We start from the raw sequence: 18,683 nt of genomic DNA on the forward strand, positions 1-18,683 counted from the left end.
ACAGATAATATGCCAAGTGCCGTCATTGGGGCGCTGAGGGTTAACCTCGGCATCGATACTGCTGAGTTCTGGGATGGCCTTGGAAAGGCGCAGCGCGCGTTGGGCAAGGTCGGAAACTCCCTGAAGTCGGCCGGCAAGGATCTGTCGACCTATGTATCTGCGCCTCTCGCAGCGATGGGTGCTTTGACGCTGAAGACGGCCGGCGACTTCGAGGCGTCCATGAACCGGGTGCAGGCCGCAACCAACGCGTCGACATCCGAGTTTGCCGCGATGCAGAAGATGGCGCTGGATCTCGGTGCGAACACGTCGAAGTCGGCATCCGAGTCCGCGGACATGATGGAGATGCTGGCCAAGAATGGCTTGACGGCCACGCAGATCCTTGACGGCGCTGCGGCGGCTTCCATCAAATTGTCCGAGGCCACTGGTGGCGACCTGTCCACATCGGCAGACGTCGCAACCAACGTCATGGCGCAGTTCAAGATCGAGGCGAAAGACCTTGGTCGCGTCGTGGACGGCATCACGAATGTGACGCTTGCCTCGCAGTTCGGGTTCAACGATTACAAGGATGCGATCGCGCAGGCCGGCGGTGTCGCAGGCGCGCTTGGCGTGAGCTTCGAGGATTTCAACGCGGCGATCGCGGGCACATCATCTGTGTTCAACAGCGGCTCGGATGCGGGAACCTCGTTCAAGACCTTCCTCACGACGCTATCCCCGAAGAGCAAGGCCGCCGCAAATGCCATGAAGGAACTCGGTCTTGAGTTCTTCAATGCCGATGGCTCCATGAAATCCATGGCGGCCGTTGCGGAAGAGCTGAAAACCAGTTTGTCCGGCCTGAGTGACGAGGCAAAGACCGATGCCGTGACGACGATATTCGGCTCCGATGCCATGCGAACGGCGCTGGCGCTTGCCGACCAGGGCGCGGCAGGTATCGACAAGCTCGCCGTCGCGATCGAGCGCAAGGGATCGGCCGACGCTCAGGCTGCGGCCCGGATGAAAGGCTTCAACGGTGAACTGGAGAAGCTTGGCGGCGCGCTCGAAACGCTGGCCATCAACATTGCCAACAGCGGATTGCTGGCTTTCGTTACGAGCCTCATCTCCAAGCTTGCAGACTTCGTCTCCAGTCTTTCGGAAACAAACCCTCAACTGCTCAACTGGGGCGTGGTCGTTGCCAGCGTCGCGGCGGCTCTCGGGCCGCTTCTGATCACTCTTGGGTTCGTCGCGACAGGCATTGCGGCTGTCGGCGCGCCTGTCGCCGCAGCGATTGCGGCTTTTGCAGCGCTGGCGGCCGGAGGTGTAGCGCTCTACCAGAACTGGGAACAGATCAAGACGTCGTTCCCGGCGACGGCCGCCATCGTCGAAGGTGCGATCTCGGTCATTCAGACAACGGTCGTCGGGTTGGCGACGCAGCTTGGCCTGGTCGGGCAGTACCTTAGCCAGCTGCTGACAGGAGATCTGACAGGGGCATCGGAAACCGTACGGCTGGCTTTCGAAAACCTCGGAACGATGTTCACCAACATCGCGAACGTCGTGTTTCCGGGCGCGCTCGATGCGATCAAGGCCAAGATCGCAGAGCTTGTTTCAAGCCTGAGCAGTTTTGCCGGATCTATGCTGACGACGTTTCAGGCGATCCCTGAGCAGATGAGGGATATCGGAGAGCGGATCGTCGCCGTGTTCGCCGCTCTGCCTGGTAGGATGCTGGAGATCGGCGGGCAGATCATTGCCGGCCTTGCGGACGGTATCGCTGCTGGTGCAAGCCGTGTGGTCGATGCAGCGTCCAACGTCGCGACGCAAGCCTATAACAAGATCACTGGCATCTTCGATATCCATTCCCCCTCTCGGGTGATGCACGAGGTCGGCACTTTCGTCACGCAGGGCCTCGCGAACGGCATCGTGGCGGGGACACCGACCGCCAAGGCGGCGGCCAGTCGGGCGGCGGTTGAAGTTTCTGCTGCTCTCGGGGCGGTCGGAAAGAACAAGGTCAGCCCCATGTCCGGGGTGAAGGATGCCGCTTCTGGAGCAACAAAAGAGCTTTCCGCGATGCAGCAGGCCGGCGAGGATCTTGCCAGCACCCTCGGCAATGCCTTCTCAGGATTGATAGACGGATCGAAAAGCCTGAAAGACTCCGTGAAAGACGTGCTCTCTGAACTCGGCAAGGCAGCGTTTAACGATGGCCTGAAAGCCTTGATGGGCGCAATCTTCGGCACGGGTACGGCGGCAGGCGGGACCGATGGCGGCGGCGGTGGCCTGGGCTCATTCCTCGGTAACGCTTTCAAGAAGCTGGTTGGCTTCAAGGATGGCGGCGAATTCAACGTCGGTGGGACCGGTGGCATCGACAGCCAGCTCGTCGCCTTCAAAGCCTCGCCGAACGAGCGCGTCTCGATCACCAAGCCCGGACAAGAGCGCAATACCGGCGGCGACAGCTATCGCGGTGGCGACATCGTCATTCAAGGCGATGCCTCGGAAAACACGGTTCGCCTCATCCGCGGGGCTCTTCAGCAGTATGACAAGATGGCGATGACGCGGCAGGCTGACAGTTGGCGGAATGAGACATGATTGTATGGTCCTCTCTGCTGATCCCTGCGGAGGTCATGTTCCGCATCAAACCCATGTTGACCATGGGCCCGGTGAGCTTCTCCGGAAAGCGCCAGAAGATCGGGACGGACGCGGGCTATTGGACCGCGACCATGTCTGGCTTCCCGGTTCTCTCGCCTGACAGGATCTTGGAATGGCGCGGGATCATCGGCGCTCTTCAGGGTGGCCTTGAGGATCTTCTCATCGGGCCGTTCGATGAGTTCCAGGCTCCGACGCTTGGAGGATTGCCGCCGATCATCGGCGGGATACCCCACTCGGACGGGTCTCTGTTCTCGGACGGGTCCGGCTACAGCCAATCAACGATCCTAGTTTCGTCGTCGGGCGATCTTGATCTTCGGCGTACATCCGCTCGCTTCCTCATCGAGCGCGCCGGCCCGATTAAACGCGGAATGTACTTCACGGTCCGCTCCGGCGGTCGGCCGTCCATGCATATGATAACGAAGCCGCCGGAGAAGTCCGGGGGCTTCGTGGATGTCGAGTTTCTGCCGCCGCTGCGGTTCGATCTTCCGAACGGCTCCGAGGTCGACTTTGCGGACCCGAAGATGCTGATGAACCTCTCCAGCCCTGAAAGCGGGGACCTTCCGCTTGATATGGGGCGATGGTCTCGCCCATCGATCGAATTGGAGGAAAGCTGGAATGGACTTTAACCAGACCATTGAAGCCCAGCTTTCCGGTCGCGTTGTCAGGAAATCAAGGCTCGTAGAGCTGATGTTTGCTTCTGGCCCTATGGGGCTATGGAACGGCTTCGGCACCTTAAAAACGAAGGACGGAAAGCTCTGGTTGGGGTTCGGCGGCGCTGGACGAATTAGCGGCGTTGCTCAATCCATCAAGGGTAGTGCTCCCGAATTGAAGCTTACCCTTTCAGGCGTCGATAAGACATTTGCTGCCAAGGCTAAGGGCGAAGCAGCGGAGTATTATGACCGTGCCGCGATCGTCTATGACCAGTTCTTTGACGAGGAGTGGCAATGCCTCGATCTGCCGTACGCGACGTACTTCGGCCTTATGCGAAAGCTGACATCGTCCCGCACGGCTGATGAGGGCGGTTTTGTTCGAACCGTCTCGATCTCATCAGAGACGCCTTTCGCGGGCAAGAAGCGAGCCCGGTTCTCGTACATGACCGATCGCGACCAGCAGCTCCGCCACCCCGGCGACCTCTTCGCGTCGGACGTGGCCGGTATCGAACGCCCTTACACGTTCCCGGATTTCTGATGCTCGAAACATTCCTGGCTGAAGCCTCCAGATCCCCGCTGATCTGGAGCGTGAACGACTGTGCGATGATGTTGGCGAACTGGTGGCAGGTTCGGCACGGCGTTGATCCTGCCGCTCATCTGCGCGGCACCTATTCGACAGAGAGCGAGTGCCTGAGCGTCGTCGAGCGCGCTGGCGGCATCATTGCCCTCGTAGAGCAGATTGCCGCCGGCGTCGGTGCCAAGCGGCTTCAATACCCGGTGGCCGGTGATATCGGCGTGATCGAGGTTCATGGTCACCAGTTCGCGGCGATCATGGGGCCGACAGGTCGCTGGATGGTGAAAGCTGAACGTGGCATGGCCGGCCATCGGTGCGGCTTCCTGAAGGCCTGGAGCGTCTGATGCCAGCAGCAATCGTTGGATGGATTGCCGCCGCAGGCATTGGTGGGTTGGTGACGGCCACGGGCGCACTGACGACCCTGGGCTCGATCCTGGCCGGCGGCATCGGTCTCGGGCTCACCTATGCCGCCAATGCCTTGTTCGGCGCAAAGCCATCAACCATCAAGCCGCAGGATGGCAAAGGCACGCTGCGTCAGTCGGTCGTGCCTCGAAGGAAACACTACGGGCGCGTCCGCACGGGCGGTTCGTACGTCCTGTTCCGGACCAAGAAGGGAAATCTCTTTCAGGTCATCTACATCGGTGAAGGTCGCAGCGACGGCTTCGAAGAACATTACATCGACGGCCGGCCGGTGACCCCTGACCCTGATGGGTGGATTCGCGACAAACAATATGAGGGCGCCGTTCGGATCGTGAACCGCCTCGGCTTGCCCGTCGAGACGGCCTACAACGAACTGATCTCGGTCTATCCGGAAGTCTGGACGGCGGCGCATCGAGGCGATGGTTGCGTTTCCACCTTCATGCATGCGCGCGGCGTCAAGCAGGAGAAATTCAGCGCGGTCTACCCGAACCGCATCCCGGCTTATGAGAGCGTTCGGCGGGACGGTATCGTGCTTGACCCGCGCACCGGCGCGATGGGGTGGACCTCCAACCTCTACCTGATCTTCCGGGACTGGCTCATCAACAATGATGGCGCCGGCATCTCGGCCGCTTACATCGACGATGCAGATTTCGCCGCGGCCGCAACGCTCGGAGACGAGATCCTGCCGACCAATGGCGGGGGCACCGTGCGTCGATATCACGGGCAGCTTTCCTACACGCTGGAAACCGAGCCGGTCGACATCATCGATCGCCTGGAGACAGCGACGGACAGCCGGCTGATCCTGAAGGCGAACGGGAAGATCGGCATCCAGCCGGGAAAGTGGGTCGAGCCGACCGTCTTCATCGCAGACGGCCACCTGATCGACTATGAGCTTGCGGACTCCAGCGGCCCGCTGCGGGAAGCCAATGAGGTGACGGTGAAGTACACCAATCCTCTCGCTGCCTATTCGGAGGCGACGACGGACCCTTGGCGTGATGAGGACGATATCAGCCAGACCGGCCGTGTTCGAGCTGTCCCGATCGAAGCCTACGAGATCCAGAACCATCATCACGGGCGGCGGATCGCCAAGCTGAAATTCTGCCGTGCGTCAGCAAGATGGCGTGGGACGGTTATCACCGACCTCTATGGCCTGAAGGCGCGCAACGAGCGCTTCATCCGCATTCAAGTGCTCGATCTCGGTATTGATTTCGAGGCCTTCGAAGTCGAGACATATGAGGAAGACGACGACACCATGACCATCAAGATGACGGTCGCAAGTCGGACGGCAGATATGTACCAGCTGACCAGCGCAGAAGAGGGAACGCCGCCGATCGTGCCGCCGACCTTCGAGGACGATGCGTTCGAAAAGCCGGCAAGCCTGCTGGTCGTTGGCGGTCAGCGCGTCGTGTCAGGGCAGGGCAAGGTCGCCGTTCTCACGGCTACGTGGGCGGCCTATCCGGATCGCGATGATCTTAAGGCGGAAGCGCAGATCTCGCCGGCAGATCAGGATAAGTGGACACCGGTTTCCGTGGATGACAACCAGCTGCGCGCAGAAGCAATCGGTCTCGCTGATGGCCAGAGCTATGATTTCCGGGTGCATTGGGTGAAGGCAGGCGGCACACCGTCCGATTGGGCGATCGTCGAGAACATTCCGGCGATTGCTGACCCGGACCGCTCGGCGACGCCGCTACAGCTCAAGGCGGTTCTTGCCGGAACGGTCGTGACGGTGAGTGCCCGAGCGGCGAACGACAACTCGGCCTACCTCATGTTCAAGCGCGGCACGGCAACTCAGACCTTTGCCCAGGCAACCGACATTTCCGGCAACCTTCGCGTGACGGCAAACCAAGTGATCGAGTTTGCCGACACCCCGGGTGTCGGGACATGGCGCTATTGGTGCACTTCAAAGAACCCGTCCGGGTTGCTGGCCAACACGCCGGCAGGCCCAACGGCAAACGTAGTGGTGACGTGATGCCCGTAACCGATTATCGCGATGCGCTTGGTTCTGCCGCTGATGCAAAAGCCATGGCGGTTGAAGCTGAAAAGAATGCTGCCGATGCGAAAGCTGCGGCTAAGGCCGCTCAAGACCTGGCTTCTGCCGTCGACAAATCAATGAAGGCGGCAGACCTCGTCTGGGAATATTACGTCACCGTCAACCAGGCTCTCACCGTTGCGCTGTCGCCGTCCACGCAGCGCCTTACGGCCGCGGCCGCCAAGGCTGAGCTTGGCGACCTCGTGCAGGTCCACCCCATGGGGCGCGCGACAATCGGTGGCGTGACGCTCGGTAGCCTGGTGCTGCAGTCAACCGGCTTCGTGTCATCCAAGGGTGTCGTCGACGTAAGCTATGCGCTGCCCACCTTGGCCGTCGCCGGACAACTTTCAATGCCCATCCGCCTTCGCGGCTTCCGTCCTCCGGCGGCCTGACCGACCGAACAATCTGAACCTATTGCACCCTGCCTCTGGCGGGTCGCTTTCGCATGGAGAACCTCCGTATGGGCCAAATCACCGATTTCGCAAGGGCGGTCTACGCGGACGGCCCGGGCACCAAGCCAACCGAGCCGTACAAGCCGGATGTTCGCACGCTGTTCGGTCTTATCGATACGCAGCTCATCAGCATGCTCAACGGCATCGTCATCGGCAATGCGATTGCTTACGCTACGCGCGCCAGCCTGTTTGCAGACCTTGCGCGGCCGTCCGGCACGCTGGGTGTCGTCTATGCCGACCCGAACCCTGCTTACATCGGCGTCTATACGAAGGTCGGCGCATCGGGGACCGGCAGCTGGTCACTCACAGGCATCACGCTTCCCGGCGGCATAGCGGCAGACGTCGCCAACGTCATTGCAGGCCTCGCTGCGGAGATCACGGCGCGACAGAACGCTGACCGTATCATCGATACGAAGGTCACCGACTTCTCCCGCCAGTCCGGAAAGCGCTATCGCCAGATCGGCGGCACGCGCCGGAAATACCTGTTCGCCGGCGATAATTTCGGGCCGGGGTCGAGCACCAAAGTCATGTCGATCGGCATCCCGATAGAGGTCGATTGCCAGACGGTCGGCGCCTTTGCGTTCTGGATCGTCGGCGCCAACGGTATCACCAAGATCCGGACGCGGCTGACGAAGCGCCAACGCTCTGGCAATCCGAATTACTTCGTCGCACCCGGCGGTGTAGCCGGCGATGTCGTGGTGCAGAACTGGACGGACTTCGATGTTCGCGACTGCATTGCGGACCCGCTACTCTATACGAAGTTTCAGCAGGCGATTATCCCGGTCTCCGGCAACGGCCCGATCGTCGCGGCGACTGATCTGCTCTTCGTCGACGTCATGGCGCTTGATGCGAACAACCAGTCAATTCCGTTCGGTGCCGCACGTGGTCGAACCTACGTCAACGATACGGTCGACCCGCCTTGGAAACGTGGCGTGTTCGCGGCCGATATCGCAGGCCCTTACTTCCTCGGTGGCGACGGCACGGAACTGATTGCCTGCGCGCTCTATGAGGCGGTCATCGTTCCCGGCTCTGCGGGTGGGCATACCGGAGTGGATGCCGAGTACCGGCCCATCCTCAACGGACCCCTGGATCTCAACCAGTCGGATGCATTCGACGCCGCTGCATGGCGCATCACATTCCCGCAGTTTTCGATCGACACGCAGCCTGAGCCGATCGCGTCAGACTTCGGGACTGCGCAGGCGGTCGGCAACGTGGCGCGCGTTCCTGTCAATTTCTTCCGCTATGACATCTTCGGCGTGGACCCGTCCACAGGTGGGCTCGCCTACGGCCCCGGCCTCCAGCGGCAGGGTGATCCGAACGGTTACATCTCAGTCATGGCCGAGCAGACGCGCAACGTCCCTTTGTTCAATATCCTTGTGAAGCCGAGCGGCGTCGAGCTGATTGAAGTCTGGAAGTTCAAGGACTTCGTCATGCGAGGCGAAGAGGCGCAGCACCTTGCGCACCTTGAGTACAATCGCCGTTGCCTTGCGACGTTCCTGCGCAAGCTCAATAGCGGCGCGGCGATCCGTTATGCCTGGTATGGCGACAGCATCGGAGCCGTGTCCAAGACCACGGCGCCGAACACGCCCGTCAATTATTACGCTCCGAACGGCTCTAACCGGGATGTCGTCGATTACTTCGAGACCGCGCAGGAGGATACTCGCGCCACTTATGCGCGCTTTGATGGCGATGGCGGTGCGGGTGCACATGTTCATCTGGGCATGAACTGGCACATCATGGCCTTTCTCAAGGCGCGCTATGGGTCGGTCTTCGATCCGCGAAACTGGTGCATCTCGGGGACGACGTCCGACAACAACGTCATTTCTGGCGATGTGCCGAACGGGACCTATCCTGCTCGCCTTAACGCGCTGATCGCTGACGATCCGGACTTGGCCGTCTGGCAGTTCGGCATGAACGAGATCCCGTCCGATAGGGTTTACAATAATTACCTCGTCGGCATTTCCGCGCTGCGAAGCGCCGGCATCGATGTGCTCGGCATCACTTGCCCACGACCCAACCGCCTCAACGGCACGACGCTGCTGGAATGGCAGTGGCAAACGCAGCAGCAGATCCAGGCCTTCCGCCGCCTTGGCGTCGCCTACATCGACCTCAGCCGCATCTCCGGACCCGGCCGGGAAGGCGCCATCGGGATCTCTGCCGACACCATGTGCGAGGCGACCATGCGCGGTCACCCTGGCGCTTACGAGTTCCGGAAGTTCGGCGACTACGCCTCGCTGACCTTCGCCTGACCTTCCACAACATCACAGAACGATAGGAGGCACTTTTGCACCCCTCGAACATTTACGCGACCAAAGAAGCTTTGAAGGAATGGGCCGCTCAGAGTTTTTCAAGCGACGATACCGGAGGCATTAGCCTCATTCCCCACATCGAAAGCTTCAGCGCAAACACGCGGCTGGCGATCACCGTTGTGCGCTTCGGGCGTGTGCTAACCACGCTATACGCTTACGCCGCTATCGCTGCCCGAAACGCCGACACCGGCCGCGAAGTCAATGTCGGTTCCGTCGTCTATGGCGAGACGAATGGGCCGCTTGCGTTCTGGTCGGGCAGCGCGTGGACGGTCGATGCATTCGTTGTAAGCCCGGCCTTGCGCGGGGCTCTGTCTTCCATCGCGTCTTCGCTGGTCATTCTCGATGGGGTGCCGATCCCGGGGCCGCAGGGCACGACAGAGTTTTCGGATCTGGAGGGGCTGCCGTCAACGCTGGAGGGGTATGGCATTACCGATGGCGCGACCTCTGCGCAGATCGACGCGATCGCAAAGCGCGCTGTGTTCGTTACAGATCATGGCGCTGTTCCGGACTGCACCGGGCAGGGCGTCGGGACCGACGTGGGCCCTGCCCTGAAGGCGGCGTGGGACCATGCGATCTCCACGATTGGTGACGGTGCCTGCATCGTGCTTCCGCAGGGACGTTATCGGCAATCTACGCCTGTCGTCCTTGACGGGCAGGGGCGGCATAATGTCAGTCTGGTCTGCGAGGGAACCATCACGCCGGATAATGTCGCAATGACCGTGATCGCGGTTCGCAACATGATCGGGTTCCGGATGAAGGCGTCCTTCTTGAAGGGCGGGCGGTGGAACTCCGGGGCTTCTTCGTACGGCTACTATGTCGATTACTCGACGACGGCCGATGTCGTGAGCGGCGGCGGGCAGGAAGCCGTCCTCGTCCAGGGCGTTTTCGATTGCACTGTCGATCTTTCGGCGTTTGGTTATGCCGGCCGGCTTATCAACGTCGGCTCGCGCATCGACCCGTCCCATCCACAGACGGGCGCCATGAAGGGATGCCTGACGACAAACCGCGATCATGACTTCTCAAAGCCGAGTGTCGCCCAGTCGCTGTGGTCCGATACGAGCGTGATCGGGCAGGGGAACTGGGGGCATCTCGATCGTCTCACCTGCGATTTCGATGTCTGGGGCCCGGTCTGGAGAAACTGGAACGACATCTCCGTGAGTGAGATCGATGCCGGTTTCCACTATACCGGTCCGAAATTCGAAGGGTGTGAGGTATGCGAATTCGATAATTTCTACGTCGGCACGATCTCCGCTCCCATAGCGGGGGCCGCTCACGTCAGTATTCTACCCTCAACGGAACGAAACTCCTCGCAATTCCGCTCTACCAAAATGAGATTTCTTGATCACGGAGACGGCCTAAAAATCAAGAATGCTACCAGCGTAAAAATTGGGAGGCTGGATGGTGGTGGTGTTGGCGCCTTAACAATGATCGACATCGACAACAGCCAGGTCGTTCATATTGACAGCGCAAGCCTGAACGCAGGAGAGCGGGCTCTAAGGGTTACTGGTGGGGGATCGGACCAGATATACATCGGGTTGAACGGTAGAGGCACAGTCACCGACAACCATGTACATGTCGCGGCCAACGTTGGTGGTCTTGTCGTTCTCAATAACCTTAACCTTAATCAGGCGGCGGCTGGTAAATCCTTGGTGAAGGTTGATGGGCCAGCATTGGTATTTATCGAAATGCCGCTGCTTTACTCCACCGATGGCAATATCACTGATTTGGCTGCCGGCAACAAAGTTCACATCAGGAACGGCGCTGTACTGGGTGCGGCCGGTTTGAGTAAGTCAGCCGCACCACGCACCATTTTGGGCACGGTTGGAAATGATGGAGGTTACATCTGAAGCGGCCAGAGTTTTATTGGCTACTTGTGAAGGCGCACGTAAAATTCGTCTGAAGGCGTCTGTAGTGCGCCTTCGTAAATCTCGTACTCACCATATCCGATCTGACTGCGTGCCCACTCAGCTATCTCCTGAAAGCTTTCCGGGGTGAAAGTATGCATGTGCGTGTCTACTCTGTCGGCCCATCTTTTCATGGCTCTGGCCCTGAGCGCCTCGCCTGTGAACATCTCAACAATTCGAGAGCCCTCAAAATAATGCTCAAGGTCTCTCTCACGTGACGGCATATAAAAATCGGCCAGATGGTGGTCTAGAGATGTGATCTTGCGGTTCTTATCGAAAGTCCTGTTTCTGTCTGGAACCACTAAAATAATGGTGCCGCCCAGCTTAAGGCAGTCAAAAGCCTTCTTCAGTGCGCGCAAAGGGCTACGCACGTGTTCGATTACGTGGGAGGCGATTATGAAATCTACCGAAGATTCCTCAATTGTAGCCATCTCGTCCATGCTGTCTTGAAAGTCGATATCAACGAACTTTGTGGGGTCGCTCCGGCCTCTCATAGAGGTCGACTTTTCTGCAAATTCGGCGGGAGAGAATATGTCGGCATAGCGCATTCTGCACAAAGCGGGGACCTCCATTGGGCGAGGCCCCGCCCCAAACTCTAAGCCGACCCCTTGTAGATCTCTGCAGAGATATTGCCTGAATTGGCTAAATGTCATTTCGGCAAGCGCGGCAGGGAAGCTCTTAGTCGGCAATTGCGGCCCGAAACGCGATGAAGAAATAACATCGGCACTCACTTTCTGTGGCGGGCCAAAGTGCTGATGAGCGATCAGTACGTCTTCATTCGGCACCCATCGGGCGCGACCGTCATACAAACAGAAAATGTCATTACCGCATTGTACTAATGCTGGCCCGAAGACTGGGCGCGTGGCGCGGGTACTGTGATCAAACGTCTCCCCTTCTTTTCCGACACGTTTCTGTAACGCAAACGCCCGTTCATGCGGATATGGATTGTTCGGGTTCATCTGCTCTCACTCCTGCCGCTGACAGCACTGTCGGGAACTACAGTTCATTCATACCAACTTAAGCAGATGATTTTTTGCTCATTAGGTAGACATCCTGATTCCCCTGATTGGCCCCTGGGGAATGCGAAACGATCTCCCACTTGTCGAGCAAGTTACGCTTGACCCAGTCAACGCTGAAGTAGGCGTTCCCGTAGCCGGCTGCACTGAGCCCTTCCGGGGAAGCGTCGACATAGGTTTCTTCGAATACGAAATCGCTGTTCATGAACCCTTCGAGGATAGCCAAAACCCGCCTCGGGTAATTCTGGGTATCATTGAAATACCGGACGGATGTGTGCCCGCTTGCCGTGAACAGAAGCCAGCCTGAGGCTTTCGTCACGCGGTGGATTTCATCGAACCAAGCGAGCGCCTCTGATTGGCCCAGATGCGACCAAATGGATATGGCAGTCACGCCATTGAACTCTTCAGGGGGGTATGCGAGCGGCGGCGTTGTTTGTGAGTGAGAGAACGTGCCGCGGACGTTTTCGCGGCACCACTCGATCGATGACTTGATGGGGTCTGCGCCGTGCAAATCGGAGGTGGGGCTGTATGCCGCCAATGCCCGGATGAGCGACCCGGAAGAGCAACCAAAATCTAGGTATCTGCCTGCCGGCTCGATATCCAGTCCTAGAAGCTTCAGCGTGGAAACGACCAGATCGGCGTTATAAAGGTCGCCGATATAATGGCTGCCCCTTTGCATCCGATGAATATGGTCAGGCGGGTTATGGAGAGACGTCCGCAGCTTCTCTATCAATTCCGGGAACTCGTGACTTGCGACTGCCAACTGCGCATGCGCGCTGTCATCATAGCCTAGGTCTGAGACGCGCGTCCGCACGGTCTGTAGCTCTGTGTCTGATAGCCTCGTTAATATCTGGCTCGTTGCTACTGGCTCAAGACGAGGGATTGCCGGCGGGAGAGCCAGATTGGCGGCGATCAAGCCGTTGATAAGTTCACGGCATTCAATCGTGCCATCGACTGGTCTGTACGGCGACTTGGGAGAGGGCAGCCATACGTGTGGATCAAATGCAATTTCATGCGGATATGGATTGTTCGGGTTCATCTGCTCTCACTCCTGCCGCTGACAGCAAGATAGCCTAGCGCTCAAGCCGCGCCAACCGGATCTCGTCACCACGCGCTAACCAAACACGGCGCAGGGATTTTTAAGCAAAGGACATCGTTATGAAGACCACCTTGGATATCCAGTCCGAGCTGAAACGCCGTGGCTATTACAAAGGCAAGCTGGACGGAAAGGACAACCCTGATCTGGACTATGCGATCCGGCAATTCCAGTCGGCCAACGGGCTGGTGCGGGATGGCGATGTCGGGGATAAGACGCTGGCGAAGCTCTTCCCGGTCAAGAGCGTGCCTCAGGTTCGTCGGATGGTGACCAGCGCTGCCGGCCGGGCTGCCATCACGCAGCGCGAGGGCAACGTGCTGACGGCCTACCGTGACAGCGTCGGCATCCTGACTATCGGCGTAGGCCACACGACGGCAGCCGGAGCCCCGACCGTGACGCCGGGCATGAAGATCACCGCAGCGCAATCCGACGAAATCTTGTCGCGCGATCTGGCGACGTTCGAGAAGGCAGTGCTCGATGCCGTGAAGGTGCCGCTCGCGCAGAACGAGTTCGACGCCCTGGTCTCGCTGGCTTTCAACATCGGCGGCAAGGCGTTCTCCGACTCCACCCTCGTCAAGAAAGTGAACGCGGAAGACAGGGCAGGGGCGGCTGATCAGTTCGGCGTTTGGGTTAAGGCGGGCGGCAAGACGCTGCAAGGCCTCGTCACGCGCCGTCAGGCAGAGCGCAGGCAGTTCCTCGGGGGTGCCGCATGACACGCGCTGATATCGTCATCCTCGCCTCTCTCACCGGGCTCGCCTTCGCGGCCCTCGCAACCTTCATCTGGAGCTGAGCCCATGCCCGACAACGCTTCCACCTTCCGCGAGCGCGCGGGCGTCTATGCCTCGCTCATGATTATCATTGCCTACATCGCCATCGGCTTCCTGCAAACTGCGCTGACCTTCTACAGCGGGCAGGAGTTCGCAGTTGATCCCGGCTGGGCATCCGCCATGAACGCGCTTGCCGGCGGCGCCATCGGCTTCCTTGTAGGGAAGCAGACGACCAACCAGTCGGGCACAACCACAATCACCCCGGCGAATGGCGTTGTGACGACAACGGTCACTACCGACCCGCTAGACGGGAGAGCCTGATGCCCGAGAGCTACACCGGCCCGGGCATCTGGATCCGCATCCAGCACCGTTTCGGCCCCCGGATGATGGAATGGTTCCTTGCGGCGCATACTGCGCTCTGGGGAGCCGTGCTTCTTTATTCCGATGGCCTCTTAGTCCAGCCGTCATGGGCGGGCTTCCGTGCCATCTTCGGTGACGCCGCGCTTCTCGGGTGGGTGATGGTTGGCCTAGGCGTGCTGCGCGTTGGCGGGTTGATCGTCAATGGCGCAAGGAAGAACGTCACTCCCACCATTCGCCAGCTCTCCGCGGCGATCGGCTTCTTCATCTGGTGCGGCATCACATATGGCTACTGGTCCTCAGGCGTCATTTCGACGTGGCTCGCTATCTACCCGCTGTTCGCCCTTGGCGAGCTGGTGAACATCAATCGTGCCGCGCATGACCAAGGGGAAGCCAGGAATGGAAAATCTCGATAAGCTTCCCCTGCCGCTGCTCATTGCATTCGGCTTGGGGCTGGCTGTCATCTTCGGGGTTGTCAATGCCGCGTGAATTTTCCCCAGAAGTGCCGAAGTAAAATTCCCCATTTATGCCGACGTGGATGCCAGGGAGAATTGGGGATTTTTCGGCGGGCGCCCGCGTGGCTTTTGAGGTGGAGCGAATGCGGGCGGAGCAATGAGGGCTTTGGAGCGAACATGTTCCGGCATCAATTCGGCATGCTGGCGCAATCGGTAGCTCGATCCCTCGATTTGCACGACGACGGCGTGATGCAGCAGTCTGTCGAGAAGCGCGGTGGCGACAACTGGATCGCCGAAGACATCGCCCCATTCAGCGAAGCCGCGGTTTGATGTCAGGATCATCGCACCTCGTTCATATCGGGCGTTGACGAGTTGGAAGAACAGATTGCCGCCGCCCTGGACGACCGGTAAATATCCGATCTCGTCAACGATGAGCAGGCTTGGCCTGCAGAAGAAGCGAATGCGCTCCTGAAGCCGACCCTCACGTTCGGAACGGGCCAGCGCACCGATGAGGTCGGCAAGGTTCGTGAAGTAGACGCTCTTTCCAGCTTTGACGGCTTCGACGCCGAGCGCCGTGGCAAGATGACTTTTGCCGGTTCCAGGTGGGCCGAGGAAATGCACGGCCTCGTGTCGATCGACGAAGCCAAGCTGGGCCAGGGTGAAGATGCGATCTCGGTCGAGGGAAGGTTGGAAGGTGAAGTCGAAACCGGCAAGGGTTTTGATCGTCGCCAACCTCCCCATTCTTAAGGCGGTCTTGATGCGGCTGTTCTCGCGCAGGGTCAGTTCCTCGGACAGCAGGATATCGATAGCCTCGAGGGCAGATAGCTCACCGTGCTCGAGGCGGCGAACGACATGGTCGAGTGCTTCCAGTGCGCGCGGCATCTTCAGACCGACGAGATCATGGCGAATACGGTCGATCATGGATGGAATGGCATCGAGGGTCGCGCTCATGGGCGGCTCTCCCGTGCCAGGACTTTGCCGACGGCGTCATAGAAGGCGAGCGACCGCTGCAGCACGGTGTCGCCGGCAGGCTTGACGACAAGGGATTCGTCTCCTGTCCTTGGCCTGTGTTGCGGCGTCATCGATCGTCGATGATCGGGATGGACTCGGCGCTGTTTGCGGCCCTCCAGCACAGGATGAGCGGCGATCAATGTGCCGTTTTCGAAGATGCGGACCTCGTCGGCGAGAGAGTGGACCTCAACCATGCGACTGCGTGTGGCATCCGGAACGCTGTAGGTGTTGCCGCCAACGCTGACCATGCCTTCCCGTGATACGCGTCGCTCTAGCTTCAGAACGGATTTGAACGGTGCCAGGGGTAGCGGCCGCAGATACGGCCGCTCCTCGGCGAAGGCCTCGTTGACGACACGCTGGGTCGTCGCGTGCTTCCTTGGATTGGCAACGGTGTCGAGCCAATGCCGGAGCTGGGCGTTCATGTCGTCGAGATTGCGGAACGAACGAGCGAGGAAGAAGTCTTCGCGGATATACCGAAACGGCCGCTCGACCTTGCCTTTTGTCTTGGCTCGGTAGGCCTTGCACGCCTTAGGATGGTATCCATAATGGCGGGCCAGGTCGATGAGAGCACGGTTGTAGATGATGCCCTCCGTCTGACCTTCGCCGATAACGGCAGTCTTCATCCGGTCGTAGAGCACCTCCCGCGGCGCACCACCAATCGCCTCGAAAGCGGCGATGTGGCAACGCAGGACCGTCGGCAGGTTCTGATGCATGACGAAGCGTGCCCAGATGAGGCGGCTGTGACCCAACACCATCGAGAACAACCAGACGATCCTTGGCGTCATTGGCTCGTCGGTGAAAACGACATGGAACTGGGCGAAATCGACTTGGGCCTGTTCGCCTGGCGACGTCTCGAAGCGAACTTCGAAACCTGGATTTGCCGGAGGTCGCACGTCACGAAGAAAGTCCGTGACGGCGGTGTAACCGCCGGCATAACCTCGATCCCGGAGTTCTCGGAGCAACCGACTGCCAGTGAGGCCGGGATAGGTCTTCACGCGCTCCCGCAGGTATGAAGCAAACGGATCGATAACCGTCGCGCGAGGCTTTCTCGGTCCATAAGCCGGGACTTCGAGGCCCCGCTCTATGTATTTGCGCACCGTCTTGCGATCGATGCCGGTTTCTCTGGAAATAGCTGACACTGTCAGGCCCTGCTGATGCAGATCCAAGATCATGATCGTCTCCCTCAGCTTGATCACCAATATCCCCCTTCCGACCATCGGAAGGAGTATTGACGATGACGCGCCGCTGGTCTTCCGGGGCGCGCCCCGGAAGACCAGCGGCCGCAGCACCTGGGGAAGATTCAAACGGCACTATTGGGGAGTATTGCTCCGGTACTGACAGGGGTTCGGCATCTCGGCCTGCTATCAGGTGAGCGCGCGACCCCGTCCAGCAGTTCGTCCACCGCACAGGTGGCTGCCGTCATCGTTGATCCGACCGCGCTCAACAAGGCGACCGCAGCTCTCGAGGCGCTCAACTTTACGCTGGTCTCGATGAACTCCGTCGCCAAGGACTCGGTACGGACTAATGCAGGCCTTGCGGAGGAGATGGACCGGATCCGCGAAGAGCTTCGTATACATCGCGAGATCAGCCGGCGCTAGACGCTGGGCAGGGCGACCCTATCTCCGTTGCAATGAACTCCTACCAAAGCCAGTTTTGCACCATCCTCTACGACGACTATGCTAAACTGCCCCACCAGCCTGACCAACATCAGAGTGCCCAATCTCTCATTCTACAGAGGATCTACCGCCGCTCAACGAGAAGGTCGTCGTTCTCCGGCCAACCTCGCCAGACTAATCATCGACGCTACTCGCCGTGCAGCGGCAGCTGCGGCTGATGGCTGGCAGTGGGAGACGGACTGGTTCCTTGACGGCCGGGTGATTGACCGTGAGACGGTGAAGGGCTGGAAGCCCTGGTATCAGTTGCGCGACACGAGTTCAGTAGGTCTCGTTCCTGCCTAGATCAGGTTGTCTCTTTCAAAAGGATTGCGCTGTTGTCTCTTAGAATTTCCACGAGGGCGCTTCGCATTGCCTTCGCCTGCTCGCTCACATTGCTGTCCTCTGCAGCGTCTGCAGAACAGCTTTTCAACGTCGAGCGAACACTCCCTCCGTCCGGCTCTGACGGAGTAGAGCTGATCGCAGACCCAAAATTCGAAGCGGGCTTTTCTGCGACACCCGCTTGCAACAGCCCTGAGGCCGGCGCTTGCGCTGAGAATACGCGCTACGATCTGAAGTCTCCAGCATATCCGGAAATGGCCGACGTCAAGCCTGTGTGGGAGCTGAGGCAATGGGGGAGCCGCAGCAGCTTCACAGCGGACCCGCAGAAATTCGGCGACGGGTACGGCTGGGCCAACCTCGAAAAGCGTCTTGTCCTCCACCCCGGCGGATTGGTCGAGATGGCCGTGAACGGCGATAGCGAATTCGCAGGGAAGTATGGCGACACAAGCAGGTCCGCGCCAAGCTTGATCGCAGGTCAGACAATCTCAGCCCCTGGCACCTACAGCCGAGATACTGGCTCGATCAAGGACATGAAGAAGCTGATCTTCAATATGGAGTTCAAGCTTCCATACGACGACGAGAATAAGAAGGCAGGATACGATGCCAACCGGCACGCCATCCTCTTCCCTGTCAACATCACGATCCAGAACCTGAACAACAAGAGCAAGGGCTACGGTCAGTATGTCTGGCTGCAGGTCGGCTTCTATGATGACCGGCAGGCGAAGCCAGTGGAGAAGATGGATCAAGCGCTCGTCGATCCGGGCACAAAGATGCTTATTTACTTCGTCCCGGCCGATCGAATGACGACGGGGAACGCCCACAGCGGTGAATGGATAAAGTTCAACGGCGACATCCTTCCCTCTGCCAAACGTTCCGTTGAAATGGGGTTCGAGAGAGGCATTCTCACGTCCGGAGATATTGCGGATTACAAGATCGGCGGATTCAATCTGGGATACGAGCTCACCGGGCTGAATATCACGACGATGGAGTTCAGAGACCTCAGCTTACGGATGTTCAAGGATTAGGGTGGCGCGCT

At 59.4% G+C, this 18,683-nt stretch carries 17 protein-coding genes; 13 read left to right on the forward strand and 4 right to left on the reverse strand.

The features are described from left to right. The first annotated feature begins 9 nt into the window (after positions 1-9). From G8E10_RS17710 to G8E10_RS17745, 8 genes are all read left to right on the forward strand, one after another. Positions 10-2,553: a phage tail tape measure protein gene (locus tag G8E10_RS17710; protein ID WP_167130118.1), complete on the forward strand. Its 2,544-nt coding sequence runs from the start codon at positions 10-12 to the stop codon at positions 2,551-2,553. Then, positions 2,550-3,239, forward strand: coding sequence for a hypothetical protein (locus G8E10_RS17715; protein ID WP_167130119.1), 690 nt, complete (start codon positions 2,550-2,552; stop codon positions 3,237-3,239). Before G8E10_RS17710 ends, G8E10_RS17715 begins: the two co-directional genes overlap by 4 nt. Continuing rightward, positions 3,229-3,801 carry a hypothetical protein gene (locus G8E10_RS17720; protein WP_167130120.1) on the forward strand — a complete coding sequence of 191 codons (573 nt, stop codon included), beginning with the start codon at positions 3,229-3,231 and terminating at the stop codon, positions 3,799-3,801. Before G8E10_RS17715 ends, G8E10_RS17720 begins: the two co-directional genes overlap by 11 nt. After that, complete coding sequence (locus tag G8E10_RS17725) at positions 3,801-4,181, forward strand: DUF6950 family protein (protein WP_167130121.1); 381 nt, start codon at positions 3,801-3,803, stop codon at positions 4,179-4,181. The genes G8E10_RS17720 and G8E10_RS17725 overlap by 1 nt, the downstream gene beginning before the upstream one ends. Further along, positions 4,181-6,226 carry a phage tail protein gene (locus G8E10_RS17730; protein ID WP_167130122.1) on the forward strand — a complete coding sequence of 682 codons (2,046 nt, stop codon included), beginning with the start codon at positions 4,181-4,183 and terminating at the stop codon, positions 6,224-6,226. Before G8E10_RS17725 ends, G8E10_RS17730 begins: the two co-directional genes overlap by 1 nt. Continuing rightward, positions 6,226-6,678 (forward strand): hypothetical protein, encoded by a 453-nt coding sequence (locus G8E10_RS17735; protein ID WP_167130123.1) that lies wholly within the window; start codon positions 6,226-6,228, stop codon positions 6,676-6,678. The genes G8E10_RS17730 and G8E10_RS17735 overlap by 1 nt, the downstream gene beginning before the upstream one ends. A 68-nt stretch (positions 6,679-6,746) precedes the next feature. After that, positions 6,747-8,987, forward strand: a complete 2,241-nt coding sequence (locus tag G8E10_RS17740) for an SGNH/GDSL hydrolase family protein (RefSeq protein ID WP_167130124.1) — start codon at positions 6,747-6,749, stop codon at positions 8,985-8,987. 35 nt (positions 8,988-9,022) lie between these two features. Further along, positions 9,023-10,894 carry a hypothetical protein gene (locus G8E10_RS17745; protein WP_167130125.1) on the forward strand — a complete coding sequence of 624 codons (1,872 nt, stop codon included), beginning with the start codon at positions 9,023-9,025 and terminating at the stop codon, positions 10,892-10,894. Positions 10,895-10,914: 20 nt separating this feature from the next. On the opposite strand, the gene G8E10_RS17750 is transcribed toward G8E10_RS17745, so the two are convergent. Further along, positions 10,915-11,910 (reverse strand): methyltransferase domain-containing protein, encoded by a 996-nt coding sequence (locus G8E10_RS17750; RefSeq protein WP_167130126.1) that lies wholly within the window; start codon positions 11,908-11,910, stop codon positions 10,915-10,917. 58 nt (positions 11,911-11,968) lie between these two features. After that, a complete protein-coding gene (locus tag G8E10_RS17755; RefSeq protein ID WP_167130127.1) occupies positions 11,969-13,006 on the reverse strand; it encodes a class I SAM-dependent methyltransferase in 1,038 nt (345 codons plus the stop codon). A gap of 119 nt (positions 13,007-13,125) precedes the next feature. Between G8E10_RS17755 and G8E10_RS17760 the strand changes: the two genes are divergently transcribed. The 3 genes from G8E10_RS17760 to G8E10_RS17770 all read left to right on the forward strand — a co-directional run bounded on the left by G8E10_RS17760 (position 13,126) and on the right by G8E10_RS17770 (position 14,603). Continuing rightward, positions 13,126-13,776 (forward strand): glycoside hydrolase family protein, encoded by a 651-nt coding sequence (locus G8E10_RS17760; RefSeq protein WP_167130128.1) that lies wholly within the window; start codon positions 13,126-13,128, stop codon positions 13,774-13,776. A gap of 81 nt (positions 13,777-13,857) precedes the next feature. After that, a complete protein-coding gene (locus tag G8E10_RS17765) occupies positions 13,858-14,151 on the forward strand; it encodes a hypothetical protein (protein WP_167130129.1) in 294 nt (97 codons plus the stop codon). Beyond that, positions 14,151-14,603 carry a hypothetical protein gene (locus G8E10_RS17770; RefSeq protein WP_167130130.1) on the forward strand — a complete coding sequence of 151 codons (453 nt, stop codon included), beginning with the start codon at positions 14,151-14,153 and terminating at the stop codon, positions 14,601-14,603. The genes G8E10_RS17765 and G8E10_RS17770 overlap by 1 nt, the downstream gene beginning before the upstream one ends. A 108-nt stretch (positions 14,604-14,711) precedes the next feature. On the opposite strand, the gene istB is transcribed toward G8E10_RS17770, so the two are convergent. Together istB and istA are read right to left on the reverse strand one after the other, a co-directional pair. After that, on the reverse strand, positions 14,712-15,593 hold the full coding sequence (gene istB, locus G8E10_RS17775) for an IS21-like element ISRel3 family helper ATPase IstB (protein WP_132449888.1): 882 nt from the start codon (positions 15,591-15,593) through the stop codon (positions 14,712-14,714). Next, positions 15,590-16,849, reverse strand: a complete 1,260-nt coding sequence (gene istA, locus G8E10_RS17780; RefSeq protein ID WP_167130166.1) for an IS21 family transposase — start codon at positions 16,847-16,849, stop codon at positions 15,590-15,592. The genes istB and istA overlap by 4 nt, the downstream gene beginning before the upstream one ends. Positions 16,850-16,966: 117 nt before the next feature. Here istA and G8E10_RS17785 point away from each other — a divergent pair, with 117 nt between their 5' ends. Together G8E10_RS17785 and G8E10_RS17790 are read left to right on the forward strand one after the other, a co-directional pair. Next, positions 16,967-17,251, forward strand: a complete 285-nt coding sequence (locus tag G8E10_RS17785) for a hypothetical protein (RefSeq protein WP_167130131.1) — start codon at positions 16,967-16,969, stop codon at positions 17,249-17,251. Between the two features lie 392 nt (positions 17,252-17,643). Further along, positions 17,644-18,672: a hypothetical protein gene (locus tag G8E10_RS17790; protein WP_167130132.1), complete on the forward strand. Its 1,029-nt coding sequence runs from the start codon at positions 17,644-17,646 to the stop codon at positions 18,670-18,672. The last annotated feature ends 11 nt before the right edge of the window (positions 18,673-18,683 follow it).

This window comes from Ferranicluibacter rubi, from assembly GCF_011603255.1.
Taxonomy (GTDB): Bacteria; Pseudomonadota; Alphaproteobacteria; order Rhizobiales; family Rhizobiaceae; genus Ferranicluibacter; species Ferranicluibacter rubi.

Coding starts and splice junctions, on each gene's coding strand:
- G8E10_RS17710 (WP_167130118.1), top strand. CDS start 10: ATGCCAAGTGCCGTCATTGGGGCGCTGAGGGTTAACCTCGGCATCGAT.
- G8E10_RS17715 (WP_167130119.1), top strand. CDS start 2,550: ATGATTGTATGGTCCTCTCTGCTGATCCCTGCGGAGGTCATGTTCCGC.
- G8E10_RS17730 (WP_167130122.1), top strand. CDS start 4,181: ATGCCAGCAGCAATCGTTGGATGGATTGCCGCCGCAGGCATTGGTGGG.
- G8E10_RS17770 (WP_167130130.1), top strand. CDS start 14,151: ATGCCCGAGAGCTACACCGGCCCGGGCATCTGGATCCGCATCCAGCAC.
- G8E10_RS17735 (WP_167130123.1), top strand. CDS start 6,226: ATGCCCGTAACCGATTATCGCGATGCGCTTGGTTCTGCCGCTGATGCA.
- G8E10_RS17750 (WP_167130126.1), bottom strand. CDS start 11,910: ATGAACCCGAACAATCCATATCCGCATGAACGGGCGTTTGCGTTACAG.
- G8E10_RS17725 (WP_167130121.1), top strand. CDS start 3,801: ATGCTCGAAACATTCCTGGCTGAAGCCTCCAGATCCCCGCTGATCTGG.
- istB (WP_132449888.1), bottom strand. CDS start 15,593: ATGAGCGCGACCCTCGATGCCATTCCATCCATGATCGACCGTATTCGC.
- G8E10_RS17760 (WP_167130128.1), top strand. CDS start 13,126: ATGAAGACCACCTTGGATATCCAGTCCGAGCTGAAACGCCGTGGCTAT.
- G8E10_RS17740 (WP_167130124.1), top strand. CDS start 6,747: ATGGGCCAAATCACCGATTTCGCAAGGGCGGTCTACGCGGACGGCCCG.
- G8E10_RS17720 (WP_167130120.1), top strand. CDS start 3,229: ATGGACTTTAACCAGACCATTGAAGCCCAGCTTTCCGGTCGCGTTGTC.
- G8E10_RS17765 (WP_167130129.1), top strand. CDS start 13,858: ATGCCCGACAACGCTTCCACCTTCCGCGAGCGCGCGGGCGTCTATGCC.
- G8E10_RS17755 (WP_167130127.1), bottom strand. CDS start 13,006: ATGAACCCGAACAATCCATATCCGCATGAAATTGCATTTGATCCACAC.